Annotated in this window: 13 protein-coding genes; 7 read left to right on the top strand and 6 right to left on the bottom strand. The window is 39.4% G+C overall.

Annotated features, from left to right (window positions below):
* From acs to ACFE90_RS28310, 4 genes are all read left to right on the top strand, one after another.
* Positions 1 to 1,376, top strand: a 1,376-nt coding sequence (gene acs, locus ACFE90_RS28295) for an acetate--CoA ligase (RefSeq protein WP_375505716.1), incomplete at its 5' end; no start/stop codon positions are given.
* 126 nt (positions 1,377 to 1,502) lie between these two features.
* Positions 1,503 to 2,183, top strand: a complete 681-nt coding sequence (locus ACFE90_RS28300) for a tetratricopeptide repeat protein (protein ID WP_375505717.1) — start codon at positions 1,503 to 1,505, stop codon at positions 2,181 to 2,183.
* A 576-nt stretch (positions 2,184 to 2,759) separates the two neighbouring features.
* Positions 2,760 to 3,539: a Uma2 family endonuclease gene (locus ACFE90_RS28305; RefSeq protein ID WP_375505718.1), complete on the top strand. Its 780-nt coding sequence runs from the start codon at positions 2,760 to 2,762 to the stop codon at positions 3,537 to 3,539.
* 120 nt (positions 3,540 to 3,659) lie between these two features.
* Positions 3,660 to 3,920 (top strand): MoaD/ThiS family protein, encoded by a 261-nt coding sequence (locus ACFE90_RS28310; protein WP_375505719.1) that lies wholly within the window; start codon positions 3,660 to 3,662, stop codon positions 3,918 to 3,920.
* 265 nt (positions 3,921 to 4,185) lie between these two features.
* Here ACFE90_RS28310 and ACFE90_RS28315 read toward each other — a convergent pair whose 3' ends face one another.
* The 3 genes from ACFE90_RS28315 to ACFE90_RS28325 form a co-directional block, all read right to left on the bottom strand.
* Positions 4,186 to 5,544, bottom strand: coding sequence for a hypothetical protein (locus tag ACFE90_RS28315; RefSeq protein WP_375505720.1), 1,359 nt, complete (start codon positions 5,542 to 5,544; stop codon positions 4,186 to 4,188).
* Between the two features lie 684 nt (positions 5,545 to 6,228).
* On the bottom strand, positions 6,229 to 7,077 hold the full coding sequence (locus ACFE90_RS28320) for a lysophospholipid acyltransferase family protein (RefSeq protein WP_375505721.1): 849 nt from the start codon (positions 7,075 to 7,077) through the stop codon (positions 6,229 to 6,231).
* 239 nt (positions 7,078 to 7,316) lie between these two features.
* Positions 7,317 to 8,204 carry an MFS transporter gene (locus tag ACFE90_RS28325; protein WP_375505722.1) on the bottom strand — a complete coding sequence of 296 codons (888 nt, stop codon included), beginning with the start codon at positions 8,202 to 8,204 and terminating at the stop codon, positions 7,317 to 7,319.
* Between the two features lie 153 nt (positions 8,205 to 8,357).
* Here ACFE90_RS28325 and ACFE90_RS28330 point away from each other — a divergent pair, with 153 nt between their 5' ends.
* Together ACFE90_RS28330 and ACFE90_RS28335 are read left to right on the top strand one after the other, a co-directional pair.
* The gene (locus ACFE90_RS28330; RefSeq protein ID WP_375505723.1) at positions 8,358 to 9,254 is read left to right on the top strand and encodes a helix-turn-helix transcriptional regulator; all 897 of its coding nucleotides are present in this window, start codon (positions 8,358 to 8,360) and stop codon (positions 9,252 to 9,254) included.
* A gap of 110 nt (positions 9,255 to 9,364) precedes the next feature.
* Entirely contained in the window at positions 9,365 to 10,717 is a 1,353-nt protein-coding gene (locus tag ACFE90_RS28335; RefSeq protein ID WP_375505724.1) for a cytochrome P450, read from the top strand.
* A gap of 47 nt (positions 10,718 to 10,764) precedes the next feature.
* Here the strand turns inward: ACFE90_RS28335 and ACFE90_RS28340 are convergent, their stop codons facing one another.
* Both ACFE90_RS28340 and ACFE90_RS28345 read right to left on the bottom strand, forming a co-directional pair.
* Positions 10,765 to 11,310 carry a GNAT family N-acetyltransferase gene (locus ACFE90_RS28340; protein ID WP_375505725.1) on the bottom strand — a complete coding sequence of 182 codons (546 nt, stop codon included), beginning with the start codon at positions 11,308 to 11,310 and terminating at the stop codon, positions 10,765 to 10,767.
* A 69-nt stretch (positions 11,311 to 11,379) separates the two neighbouring features.
* Positions 11,380 to 12,078 (bottom strand): glutathione binding-like protein, encoded by a 699-nt coding sequence (locus ACFE90_RS28345; protein ID WP_375505726.1) that lies wholly within the window; start codon positions 12,076 to 12,078, stop codon positions 11,380 to 11,382.
* A 621-nt stretch (positions 12,079 to 12,699) separates the two neighbouring features.
* Here ACFE90_RS28345 and ACFE90_RS28350 point away from each other — a divergent pair.
* Positions 12,700 to 12,993: a hypothetical protein gene (locus ACFE90_RS28350; RefSeq protein WP_375505727.1), complete on the top strand. Its 294-nt coding sequence runs from the start codon at positions 12,700 to 12,702 to the stop codon at positions 12,991 to 12,993.
* A gap of 228 nt (positions 12,994 to 13,221) precedes the next feature.
* On the opposite strand, the gene ACFE90_RS28355 is transcribed toward ACFE90_RS28350, so the two are convergent.
* Entirely contained in the window at positions 13,222 to 13,497 is a 276-nt protein-coding gene (locus ACFE90_RS28355) for a hypothetical protein (RefSeq protein ID WP_375505728.1), read from the bottom strand.
* Between the last annotated feature and the right edge of the window lie 279 nt (positions 13,498 to 13,776).

Below are 13,776 nucleotides of genomic sequence, written 5' to 3' on the forward strand. Positions count from 1 at the left end.
ATGCGATCGTTCCTCTCAAAGAACAGGTAGATAAAGCCTTAGCTGATGGTGCTGTTCCCAGTGTTGAAAATGTCCTCGTTGTCAAGCGCACCGGACAAGAAACTTATATGCAATTGGGGGGACGCGATCATTGGTGGCATGATTTGCAAAAAGGAGTATCAGCAGATTGTCCCGCCGAACCAATGGATAGCGAAGATATGCTGTTTGTTCTTTACACTTCAGGCAGCACGGGCAAACCGAAGGGTGTAGTGCATACAACTGCTGGTTATAATTTGTATACCCATATCACCACTAAGTGGATATTCGACCTCCAAGACACAGATGTATATTGGTGTACCGCCGATGTAGGTTGGATTACTGGACACAGCTACATTGTATACGGTCCCCTTTCCAACGGTGCAACCACGGTAATGTATGAAGGTGCTCCCCGTGCTTCTAATCCTGGCTGTTTTTGGGATGTGATTGAAAAATACGGCGTTAATATTTTTTATACCGCACCTACGGCAATTCGGGCATTTATTAAGATGGGTGAACAACATCCCAACGCGCGAAACTTGTCTTCATTGCGTTTGTTGGGAACCGTTGGCGAACCGATTAACCCAGAAGCTTGGATGTGGTATCACAAAGTAATTGGTGGCGATCGCTGTCCAATTGTTGATACCTGGTGGCAAACAGAAACCGGCGGTATCATGATTACACCGTTACCAGGAGCGATTCCCACCAAACCCGGTTCTGCAACTCTTCCCTTCCCAGGAATTATTGCAGATGTCGTAGATTTGGAAGGAAACACCGTACCCAATCACGAAGGCGGTTATCTAGCAGTGCGTCATCCTTGGCCAGGAATGATGCGGACAGTCTACGGCGATCCAGAACGCTTCCGCCGCACCTACTGGGAACACATTCCTCCTAAAGATGGTAACTATATTTACTTTGCTGGTGATGGCGCAAGACAAGATGAAGACGGCTACTTCTGGGTAATGGGTCGTGTGGATGACGTACTGAATGTATCAGGACACCGACTCGGTACAATGGAAGTAGAATCAGCTTTAGTTTCGCATCCAGCAGTTGCAGAAGCGGCGGTAGTGGGTAAGCCAGATGAACTTAAGGGTGAAGAAGTAGTTGCTTTTGTGACTTTAGAAGGCACTTATCAGGCAAGTGAGGAACTGAGTAAAGAACTCAAACTGCACGTTGTCAAAGAAATAGGTGCGATCGCGCGTCCCGGAGAAATTCGCTTTACAGACGCTTTGCCCAAAACGCGATCGGGTAAAATTATGCGCCGCTTGCTGCGGAATCTAGCCGCCGGACAAGAGGTATCTGGGGATACTTCGACATTGGAAGATAGAAGCGTATTGGATAAATTGCGGGAAGGAGCGTAAATAATTCCAAATGAGGTTAGTAGGGGCGCATATATGTGCCCCTTTACCGTCTGTCTTCTGATGCATTACGCGATAACACACCTCATTTATCATAAAGATTAGAACATTATTGAGGCATTCAGGGCGATGAAGGTGAAGCGCAAACTGAAATCAGCATTTGTTCAATGTTTTAGCAGCATGACGCTGAGTATTATCACTGTAATTGGTTTATCACCATTAGCGTTAGCGGTTTCTGCAAAAGTTTCTTTGCATTCGGCTGGACAGTTGGTTGAGGGACAACCACAAAAAATAGCACAGTTTTCAGACACAGGGCCATCAGAGCGATCGCAGATGCTGCAACAAGCCAATGCTTTATTTAATCAGGGAGAGTTAACAGGTGCAGAGGAAAATTTACGCAAATTCGTTAAACAATTTCCAGACGATGCCTTCGGACACTTTCAATTAGGAAATGTGCTTTTTCGGCAAAAGAAACCAGAAGAAGCAATTAGCTCTTATCAAGAAGCCATTCGCCTCCAGCCAAAATACGCTCTAGCTTACAATGCGATGGGTATGGTTTACGCTAGCGAAAGTCGCTGGGAAGAAGCCATTACTCAATATAAAAAAGCTCTAGAAATTAATCCTAATTATGCCGAGGGGCTGACTAATTTTGCACTGGCATTGTGGCAAACAAATAAAAAAGATGAGGCGCTATCTTCTTTAGAAAAAGCTTTAAATATCTTCAAACAACAGAATAGAGGTGAAAAAGTTAACCAAGTAGAACGAATCTTGAAAGAGATCAAAGCTGCTGATGATCCTAGTGTTTCATGAAAATCACATTATTCCGTGGATAAAAGTTAAAAATAGTTGCTGAAAATTAGCTTTAAGGGTGCTTTGCAAAAACTGCGATCAGGTATTATCCAGCAGTTGCTGCGGAATTTGGCTGCTGGGTAAGAAATATCTGGTTTTTAATTATTGTGGGGTGGGCTTTCCGCCCCGCCCTCTTAAAAGCATCGAAATAGAATAATTGTAAGGAATAAAATATTTATGTTAGCCAGAGAAATTGTAAAAGTAATTTTTCACTTGGATGGAGGATACACAAGGGTAGTCTGGGAACGTTCGGAAAATACTGCATGGGCTGGCACCGGATGGATTTTTGATATACCAACTCATGTAATACCATACGATTCAAGAGTAATAAGTTCTCGTTTTTTATTGTCCATAGTTAAGTCGAATGCGAATGATTGTGAGGATATAGAAAATATCCGCAATAATCGTAATAGCTATTTTCATATAGAAAGATTGCCTTCTGTTATATAAATAGCATCTAACCTAGTAGCGCATCGATTCAAAAATAGCAAAATAGCAGTCTACAATAAGAATCAGACAAATCTTTGGTTAAAGCCTATGACTTCCTTATCGGCATTAACTTTACCTGATCACACCCACTTACCAGACTCAGATGGTACATTCGTGTTCGCGAAGCGTGCCGGAGGCAAAAATCTTCAGGAGCATCCGCAAAGCATTTTAATTACAGATTCAATTAAACCTGTTTTAGAGCAACTTCATCCTGATAGTCAATATTGTATTGGACAAGATTCTGGTATTTACTGGCGATTGACAAATCCTCCTGAGAAAGGGGCTGAAGCACCAGACTGGTTTTATGTACCTAATGTACCACCGACCCTTGACAGTAAAATGCGGCGTTCTTATGTGCTGTGGAAGGAGTATGTTGCACCCTTGATTGTGCTGGAATTTGTCTCTGGAGATGGTTCAGAAGAACGAGATAACACACCGCCATCTCAACGGGATGGTGGGAATGTTGGTAAATTTTGGGTTTATGAGCAGGCGATTCGAGTCCCTTATTATGGAATTTATGAAGTAGCAAAAGCGCAAGTGGAAGTTTACCACCTAGTGGATAATTCTTATCAACTAATGAAACCCAATGAACGAGGACATTACCCAATTGCTCCTATGGGGGTAGAGTTAGGAATCTGGCAAGGATTTTATCAGAATGCAGAGTTACCTTGGTTGCGCTGGTGGGATGCACAAGGAAATTTACTGCTAACAGGTGAGGAACGGGCTGTGATTGAGCGACAAAAGCGGGAGAGAATTGTAGAGAAATTGCGTACTCTTTCTATTGAACAACTCAACGCTTTAGGAATTGACCCAGAAATGTTGGATTAAGAAACATTTTTTCGTTATGAACTTATGAAATCATGTACTTAGTAATGTATAATTAAGCCCAAGAGTTCAGGGTGCTTGTCAAGTATTAAACTACTTGCTGGTACTGCCAAAGCATGTTATATGTCTAAATCTGCAATCACCGTCACCGTCAAATTGTTTGCTGCTTATCAAGAAGCCTTTAGGGTTTCGGAACTGGTGCTGGAATTTCCTAATAATATGCCAGTCAAAACAGTATGCGATCGCCTCATAGCTGAACACCCCGAACTCTCCCAATGGCGTGAGGTCACCCGCTTTGGAGTTAATCTAATATTTGTTGAACCAGATACCCTACTACAAGACGGGGATGAAGTCGTGCTGATTCCACCAGTCAGTGGCGGCTAGCAAAAAAGTTAAGAGTTAGGAGTTAAAAATTCAAAACTTCTAACTTATAACTAATGACTCTCGCGTTGCAGTTTGATTTATTTTTACATTAGCATACATATTAATCCCTACTTTTACGGTGTTGCTGAATCATGGGATGATTTCGCTGAATTTGAAACGAGTTTTCAATGGTTTCAACCGCCTATTCATCCCGCATTTATGCAACGCCACTTTTACTTAATACTGCAAACTCTTGTTTTAGGAGGGAAGAGTGAAAAACTACCGTCTAAGTAATAGCACTTATAATGCAGAATACAATGCTAGTAATTGCAAATCTTTTTGAATGTATGTTTAAAGCTACGACTCCCAGCAGCACAGAAGAATACCAAGAGCAATACCAAGGAGCAGCAAACATAAATAATAGTAAAGTAACCCATCCTATATTTATACTAAGATTAGTTTTGGAATAAATTTTTTTCCAATATGGTTTTACCAGAATAATCAAATAAGAAACTACAAATATAGAAAAGATTATAGGTTTAATTATTGAGTATAGAGTATGTTGCAAACTTAGAGAAAAGTTTAAAATTTTCAAACTTAGTAAACTCTTAACTAAAGCATATAATGAACCGCCTACTTTTTCTCCAACCCCAGGATTTAAAAGGCTTTTCCAAGCATCGACTGTAGGTAAAGCTATAACAGAAGTGGCAACAACTATACCTAAAGAAATACAAACAGCACTAAAGATAATTTTCCAACGTTGTTGCTTAATCAAATAAATAAAGATTATAGGTAACCAAATAATTGGTAATGTTTTAATTAAAAAACCAATCCAAGCTGTAACAATCGCAGCTATATAATTATGGTTTTTAAGGCATATTATTAAAATGATTAAAGCTGTAGAAATTAATACATCAATATGTGCATTTGTAACCTGTTCATATAGCAAAAATGGATTAACTAAATATGCAATTGTTATATTAGTTTTATAAGGAGATGTTTTTAAATGCTGCCATATTAAGGAACTATTTAATATATGGAATAAAAGACATATTAATTTAAATACATAAATTCCCAAAATTGGAGTAATTGTAACGAAAATAGCGGAAAACATAAAAAATAGTTGAGATATAGGCCCATAAGTTGAAGTCTGTTTCCAAACCAGGAATGGAGACAATTTTGATGTAAATGTGCTTGCAGCATTAATAAAAGGATTAATTCCATTTAAATCCATCAAACCATAATGTATGTATAGATTAATATCAGTAGTTACTGGATAACTTATGAAGGCAATTAACAAAAAGAATGAACTATTTTTTAGTATTTTTATAAAACTTATATCTCTTTTTTTGTTTTTGTTTATTATTAGCCATACAATATATATAATAATTAAACAACGGTATTCTATACCTACTCTTATTTTGTCAATAGTTTTAGAAAAATCAGGTATATATTGACCTGTGGAATTAGCTAAAGCGTCAAGATTAAAAGAATAAGCTCTAATTGCTAATTCCACACACAATATTAATGACAATATTATCGCAATACCTAACAATATTTGGTTTTTTTTCTGATTGCTATAATTATTAAGATTTAGCATAATCATCCAAAAATTATTCAATAAAGTTTTTACTTTTCTTGTCAAAATAGAGGTTTATTTGTCATTTAATTCTATACAATTAAACGCGTCTAAACCCCGTCTACTTTATTTGAAATCTAGATTTTTTAGTCATGGTTTGTTTGAGTTTTGAGCTTTTTCCTAATTCCAATAAACTATGGTTTTTAAGGTAGATGCGGTTTAAGTCAATAGTACTATAAAGTTATACAGTAAAACTGAACATCTTCAATTACTTTAGCAGGGATTGGTATTGGCATTAAGCTAAGATCCTTGCAAAAATGGAAATGAAGTTTGAAAACCCTTGTTAGTTCTGAATTTCAACTATCTTGAGTAAGAGGTAAATTATAGTTGTAAATACTTGGCATATATTTTGCTTTTTCCCCACATAATCGCTATGCCGATTGAAATATCTGGTATATAAAAATTTAAAACTGTTATTAAGCGCCAACTAACAGTCAGAAAACCAAAAACTTTTTCTTTAATGAGCAGCAATTTTTTTCAATCAATATACTATATATCTCTATTTTTGGCGAAGATATTGCTTTATGGATCACTTTTAAAATAATGGGGAGTGGTGTAATTCAATTAATTGAAAAACACAGTCAATAATTTTTGCACTTGTTACCGTTGGCAAGATAATTTTCCTACTGTCCTCACTGGTCTGGAATCAAACTGGTTAGAAGTTGTCCGTGCCAATTCTACTCAATAGCTTTAGGACTTAGTAGCTAGCTTCACTAAGTTATCTAACTCTTGCTGCATTTGACTAACAACTAATTCATAACATTCATTGACATAGTAGCGATCGCTGGCTGCTTCAGAGCCGTAGCGTTGAAATACAATTGGCGGACAAACCCGCGTGTACATGGACACAGGCAATGGAATGTTAGGTAACGGGCCAATTGCTAATCCCCAAGGCAGTCCAAGATAGATCGGAAAAACTTGCGGATCAATCCCAAACAGCCAAGGCATTCCCCATTCATGGAGTTGCTGCACAATTTTGTAGCAGTCAGCCAGTACAATCAGCGTATCGTGAGCGCCCCAGGAAATCACAGGGACAATCGGCACATTTTCCCGCAACGCTAACTTGATAAATCCTTGCCGCCCCGCAAAGTGGATTTTGTTACGTAAATTATGCAGTCGGAAGATATCTTCGGCTCCACCAGGATAAACTAGCACACTAGCTCCAGAGTGCAAGGCAGCGTAAGCCATTTTTGGATGAGCAATTATTGCTCCAGCCTTGGCGACCAATTGCGCTAGTGGCGGGCTAACCTGCCAAGCGCTGGGATGCATTAAACCATAAACGGGTTGCTCTACACCAAATCGTCGGAACCAGTCGTACATCATCATTGTCATATCGGGAGCCGCGAGTCCTCCATTATGCGAACCGACCAATAGGACTTTTTCTTTGGGTTGAATATTATCCCAGCCACTAGTTTGAACTCGGAAATAGTAGTGATACAAAAAGCCAAACAGGGGCATCAGATATTCTATGAACTTTGGATCTCGCTCATCCAAAGACCAACCGGGTTTTTTGTTTAATAAATGTTGCTTTTTTGACATCGATGCTTTAACAGGATTGGTAAAGGTGAACATAATTCATCATTGATAATTAATCATTCATAATTACAATTAACATGAATTAACAATGCAAGCCGACACATTAACAAGGCGAGCGACGCATTAACAATGCAAGCGGACGCATTAACAATGCAAGCCGATGCATTGACAAGGCGACCGACGCGTTGGCATTGTTGGGTATTGCAAAGTTTAATTCGCTACAAATTAATGAAATGCTGTACTTAGCTTTTATCGCTGTTTTGCTTCTGCTTGACTAGCCAAATAGAGAGCAGAGCGATCGCTACACCAACCACAATAAAACAATAAATGTAGCCGAAATTATCCACAATCCTACCAAATACTGCCGCGCCGATTCCCTGTCCGACAAACAGATTGAAAGCGAACAGTGAAACAGCAGTGCCTCGTGCTTCCGGTGTTAACTCAGTGGCTTGGGTCTGGAGGGTGCTAGTCCGGGCGATGGGTTGAGTCAATAGTTGGTAATAAGGTCGAAATGTTATCCTACCTCTTTGATCTTGGGGACGTTGAGCATTACCCAGATGGCGCGTCCCCCGCCATAAAAGTCCAGCAATACCAAGGGAGACGATGCCAAATAGGAGAAAGATGTCACGCCATCTGATATATTCCCCAAAAATGCCGCCCAAACTACCACCCAGAATTTGACCTAGCATTAGGGCACTTAGATACTTGCTGATCGCAGCTTGGCGTTTTTCATAAGGAAAGTTGTCACCAATATAAGCTAGGGTGACGGGAATGATCCCAGCAGCAGCCATCCCTGTGAGAAACCGCAGCAAGGTAAGTAAGACGATATTGGACACAAAGGCACAAACACCAGTACCCACAGCAAATGCCGCCAGTGCTATTGTAATTACCTTAAGTTTGCCGATGCGATCGCCTAATGGGCCATATACTAACTGAAATAGCCCGTAGGGAATCGTGTATGCGGAGATAATCACCGCAGCACTACCAACACCGACTTTAAACTCGTCGGCAATAATGTGCAGTAGGGGATCAATTACTCGTGCATCAGCAATCACCATGAAAGCAGCAGCGCCCAACAGTCCTAATGAGACAGGTGTTTTGCCTGCGATGTCCGTTGCTAACCTACCCACTGCTATATTCTCCTGTAGTTTGAGTTTTCGTACTTCTAGAATAGACTTTTTGCAGAAGGGGAAGGGCTGGAGAAGTAAGAGAGTTACTGTTGAGTAAATCTTCTTTCCCGTTCTTAGGTAATTTATATATAGAAAAAAAGCGTGCGAATTGTCATGCAAATAGAGCAGCCTTTTAGAATTAATGCCGCCCAACCAGACAAGCTAAAACAATTCCTTCCCCAACCTTTAATTATCTCTAGCCCAGTCGCCGGTTGGAATGGTTTTTATTTTGCTTATCATCGCCAGTCAAACTATCAACTCCCTGAAACATCGCCTTTCCAGCACATTATTACCACTTATACTAGAGAGTTTCAGGCAAAATTAAAAATTAACGGACACTGGCAAAGTAAATCATATACAGCAACTGATGTCGGTATTTTTCCTGCTCATCAAATTTCTCCAGCAGTACAATTTGAACAGGAATTAGGTTTTATCCACATCGGTCTTGAACCAGCGATAATTACTCGTGTTGCCTACGAGTCAGTAAATGCTGATGCAGTTGAAATTGTACAACAACTGCAAACCCACGATCCACTAATTCAACAAATTGGACTGACACTCAAGCAGGAAATAGAAAGTAGTGGATTTGATAGTTCCTTGTATATAGAGTCAGCAGTAAATCTGCTGGCGGTGCATTTATTAAAACGTTACTCAACGCAAAAATTCATTATTCGAGAATACACAGGTGGATTACCAAAACATAAATTAAAAGAAGCGATCGCCTATATCAACGATAACTTAGACCAAAATTTATCTTTAGCAGAAATTGCTGCGATCGCACAGATAAGCCCGCATTATTTTGCTAGCTTATTTAAGCAATCAATGGGAATAGCACCTCACCAATATATTACTAAATGTCGAGTTGAAAGAGCAAAATATTTACTTGCAAAGCGAGAATTATCAGTTATACAAGTCTCCCAACTAGTAGGATTTCAAAGTCAAAGTCATTTTACCAAGGTTTTTCGTAAATATATCGGCATCACTCCTCAAGCATTTAAGAAGCTACACTGAATTTTTCGGAAGATAACGCTACTTTTCGGAAGATAACGTGAGACGGCATGATCTTGTAAAAGCTAGACTCAATAGTTATCACCACACTTTGAGTCCTATAGTCTAAAAAAATGACACAACTAAAACCAGCCGAGGAAATGCCCGGTAGCTTTGGGCTACCTATTTTAGGTGAAACTCTCCGATTATTTGCTACTCAAGGATGGGGGCTGACGAAGAACTACCAACGCTACGGGCCCATTTTTAAAACCAGCATTTTAGGAAAGAAATATGCAGTTTTGGTAGGCACGGAAGCAAATCGACTAATTTTGCAAGAACAAGCCGATCATGTATCTTCCTACTTAGGATGGAAAGTGGCTATGGAACATATTTTCGGGCGGCCAATGATGCTTCAAGATGGTGAAGAACATCGCCGTACTCGTCGCTTAATGGCTCCAGCGTTTCATGGAAAAGCCATTGCTAACTATTTTGACATCATGCAAACTGAAGTTAACAACTGCCTAGAAAACTGGATGGAAGGCAGCCCAATTTCTATCAAGAATGAATTTAATCAGTTAGCATTGCGAATTGGGATTCGGCTATTATTAGGTGTTCAACTACAAAGCGAAGTTGAGCAAGTCGAAGAGTTGTATAACACTTTGACGCAGGGATCATTAGCATTATTGCGGTTAGATATACCGTTCACAAAATATGGCCGTTCCCAAAATGCTCGTCGTCAGCTTAAAGCTTTCTTACAAAAAATTATCAGTGAGCGCAAACTTCAAGGCAACTTACAAGAATCTTGTGAGGTATTAGGATTGTTTTTGGCAGCAGTAGATGAAGAGGGAAATGCTTTAGCCGACTCGCAGATTATAGACGAACTGATACACTTATTAAATGCAGCGCATTTCACTACTGCTACATCCCTAACGTGGGCAATCGTTGAACTGGCAGCGCGTCCGGAATGGCGTGAAAAACTCCGCCAAGAACTGGCAGAAGTTGTAGGAGATGAACCTTTGAACTTGGGACATCTTAAGCAACTTAATCAAATGACTTATTTTTTGAAAGAAATAGAACGACTTTACAACCCCGCAGGTGTAGTACTGTTTCGGGGAGTTGTAAAAGAAATTGAATACGCAGGATACCGCATTCCTCCTGGTTGGGTGGTGATTGTTGCTCAAGGATTAACGCATCGCATGAGCGAGATTTATACTAACCCAGAAAGTTTTGAGCCAGAACGCTTTGCCCCTGCCCGCGAAGAAGATAAAAAAGACTCCTTCGCTTTAATTGGTTTTGGTGGTGGCGAACATATATGCATTGGAATGGAGTTTGCCAAGATGGAAATAAAGATTTTTTTAGCAACGTTGCTGCAACGATATGATTGGAAAGTGACACCAGAATATCAATTTAACAACTATAATCAACCACCGTTTCAAGTAGAAGGAAAATTACAGGCGCAAATCAGCAACCCCGATCTAAAAAACTAAGCTCAACATCAGCCTGTATCCGTTGCTAACCTACTTACTCAGTTTTTTTATTTGTTAAGCACAAATTGCTCTAGATCGTGAAACCGCCCTTTGAAGAAGCCATACTGTTTCAGTACACCCTGACTACTAAAACCTAACTTCTCTAGCAACTTTTTAGAAGCTATGTTGTCCAGCATGACTTGGGCAACTACGAAACGCAAACCCATTTTTTCAAACCCAAATTGCAAGATGGTACGCACTGCCTCTGTCATAATGCCTTGTCTCCAAAAAGTACTGGCAAGCTCATAACCGACCTCAGCTGAATCTTCTTGTGGGTTCCAAGTAAACCCACAAGAACCAATCAAAACGTTGTCTTGCTTATGAACAATTCCCCAGCGAATTCCATCTCCTCGCTCAAACCGCTTGGCTCTACGTTCAACAACAGCGATCGCTTCTTTAATAGAAGTGAAGGTATCAAGATTGTGAAACTGAGTCACGCTTGGATCGGAGAGGACAGTAAAAATAGCTTCAGCATCCTGCAACGTTGTCTCACGAAGAACGAGCCTTTCTGTTTCTAATTGAGGAAAGGAAGATAGTGAGAAATCTTTGCTCATAGTTGCGATTGATGATCTGGCTTTAGAGCTAACTTAGCATTGCCACAGTAACAAAACAATTCAAAAAGCTCAAGGTTGAATAGTCTTCGCCGACTGGTTAAATAACAAATCTCGTGACTTATCAGGATCAATCGCTTGAGTTTTCAGTGCTTCTGCTTTCTCGTAAGCGCGAATTGTTGCTGGACGGGCTTTAATTGCCTCAAACCACCGCTTGACGTGAGGAAAATCTTCTAGATTCTGACTTTGGCGTTCATAGGGCACAATCCAGGGATAGGCAGCAATATCGGCGATAGAATAATCACCAGCCACAAATTCTCTATCTGCCAGTTGCTTATTCAGCACTCCATATAAGCGTCCCGTCTCATTTACATAGCGGTTAATCGCATAGTCTATTTTTTCGGGAGCGTAGGCGCTAAAGTGATGATTTTGTCCCGCCATTGGCCCCAGTCCTGCCATTTGCCAGAACAACCATTCTAAAACTTGAGTGCGATTACGTAAATCTTGGGGGATTAATTTCCCGGTTTTTTCTGCTAAATATAGCAAGATTGCACCAGACTCAAATACCGAAATCGGCGCACCTCCATCTGCTGGTTCGTAGTCAACGATCGCGGGGATGCGATTATTAGGAGAAATCTTTAAAAATTCAGGTTTAAATTGATCCCCAGCCCCAATATTCACAGGAATTATGGTATATTGCAAACCGACTTCTTCTAAGAAAATCGTAATTTTATGACCGTTTGGGGTTGTCCAATAATAAAGATCAATCATGGTTATTTTTCCTAAAATTGTGCGATTGTTTTTTAAGTGAATGGTGCGGACACCTCTTTCGCATTTCTCACAAAATCTGAAAAAAAATGAGGGTAAGAACTGCAAAAAATTATATATCGTAAGCATTTTAGCACTTTATATCCAAAAGTATTGCCCTAGAGGTAAGATGGAAAATCGCTGTCAGGAATGCAGCTAAAGCCCCATACTGGACTATTGTGCTGGGCTATTACTGATTTTGCATTACAAAAAAGGACGAGATGCTTAAAAAAAATTAACTTTTTAGTTTCTGGATTTGATATTTTCAGGTTTTGCCTAGAAATCGTTGTTTGAAGGTGAATCTCAAATCGATAACTTTAGGCTAGTACCGCAAGGCAGAAGTCAAAAATCAAAAGTCAAAAGTTACGCATAATTGTATTCAAAGCTTTTGCGCCATTTTAAATGGTATGTTTATTTACGCCTTACGCTATTTACTAGATAGTTAATATCCATTTTATTTCCTATTAAGGATTTACAGCCGCTTTAATTTTATTTCATGATTTGGCTTTTCCCGATGTAAGCCAAGGTTTGGACTACTTAAAAGAGAAAGGATGGAACACAATGGTCTATTAAACAATGCAAATTATGGGAGTTGGATGGCGGGGAAATGTCGAGCCTGTAATACATCAGCCAGATCCTAAAATTAACTGGCCCCTACCTCCACATTTACAAGGTTATTTTGTAAGTGGTTCTGTTGAAACTACGGCGGAAGATAAATTTGCAGAAATTATTAGAGCAGTTCGACCATATACTTTATTGAGTGAAAGAAAGTTATTCTCGCTTTATAGTCAAGCAAAACAACTATATTGTTATCTTTTTTGGTTGCTGAAAATGTTACTACTCGCGATCGCTAGAATCAAACCTATCAAACACGACTAGCTTTAACAATTGTAATATTCGTCTCTCTACTGCAAATAAGCTATCACTAGCGGCTGACTGTGTGGTTAATTTTATTGCTTGGTAGTCCAAAAGTGCATGACTCATTTTTGAAGTGTAGTAAGTAAAAAGCTCTGCCTTTAGTTGTTTCAAAAAGGCAGAGCTTAAGTAAGTGCATTTCTCGGCTAGAGTTGATAAATGAGGTAGATAAGTTGTTTAACTTTTGTTAGTCTAATTTCCGTCTATTTGGTTTTTTCCCACAATTCCAGTTGCTTCTAAAGCTAGCTCACCTGCTGTGTAAAGTCCAAGTGCTGTCATGCCTCCGGCCTGAGTCACTGCGCTACCTGCATTATTCAAAGTTTTGATTGTGGCATGCTCAACTGTTTTTGTAACTTTCTTCCACCAACTTTTACCTCCTGTTATTTGTTCGCAGCATTCATCTGATAAGACTTCAAATAATTCTTCTTGGTTTTCAACTATCAGGTTTTTGTTTTTGTTTATAGACATGATGAATTATTCTCCCGAATAAAGAAATACGAAAATTTACTTTTTAGGTTTTGAGCAAGAAAATAATATTATTTATTGCTCTAACTATTAATTAGATTAATCAAAAAGAATGTATATGCACAGACTTGACAATCCATATTTGGAAAGATAGCAAGCCCTATGACAATTTTTTTTGCTCTTTTTCCAGTATTTATTATGAGCATTTTTCTTGTCTAAGCTTAGTAATACCAAGTTGCGATAGATAGTATTATTTAGTGGAAGTAAAATCAGTGTGCAGTG

This window comes from uncultured Nostoc sp. (genome assembly GCF_964245445.1).
Classification (GTDB): Bacteria; Cyanobacteriota; Cyanobacteriia; order Cyanobacteriales; family Nostocaceae; genus Nostoc.

What these genes read in the sequence shown, in the direction of transcription:
- ACFE90_RS28345 (WP_375505726.1), bottom strand. Translation starts at nt 12,078, where the DNA reads ATGATTGATCTTTATTATTGGACAACCCCAAACGGTCATAAAATTACG.
- ACFE90_RS28335 (WP_375505724.1), top strand. Translation starts at nt 9,365, where the DNA reads ATGACACAACTAAAACCAGCCGAGGAAATGCCCGGTAGCTTTGGGCTA.
- ACFE90_RS28305 (WP_375505718.1), top strand. Translation starts at nt 2,760, where the DNA reads ATGACTTCCTTATCGGCATTAACTTTACCTGATCACACCCACTTACCA.
- ACFE90_RS28340 (WP_375505725.1), bottom strand. Translation starts at nt 11,310, where the DNA reads ATGAGCAAAGATTTCTCACTATCTTCCTTTCCTCAATTAGAAACAGAA.
- ACFE90_RS28320 (WP_375505721.1), bottom strand. Translation starts at nt 7,077, where the DNA reads ATGTCAAAAAAGCAACATTTATTAAACAAAAAACCCGGTTGGTCTTTG.
- ACFE90_RS28355 (WP_375505728.1), bottom strand. Translation starts at nt 13,497, where the DNA reads ATGTCTATAAACAAAAACAAAAACCTGATAGTTGAAAACCAAGAAGAA.
- ACFE90_RS28350 (WP_375505727.1), top strand. Translation starts at nt 12,700, where the DNA reads ATGGGAGTTGGATGGCGGGGAAATGTCGAGCCTGTAATACATCAGCCA.
- ACFE90_RS28310 (WP_375505719.1), top strand. Translation starts at nt 3,660, where the DNA reads ATGTCTAAATCTGCAATCACCGTCACCGTCAAATTGTTTGCTGCTTAT.
- ACFE90_RS28300 (WP_375505717.1), top strand. Translation starts at nt 1,503, where the DNA reads ATGAAGGTGAAGCGCAAACTGAAATCAGCATTTGTTCAATGTTTTAGC.
- ACFE90_RS28330 (WP_375505723.1), top strand. Translation starts at nt 8,358, where the DNA reads ATGCAAATAGAGCAGCCTTTTAGAATTAATGCCGCCCAACCAGACAAG.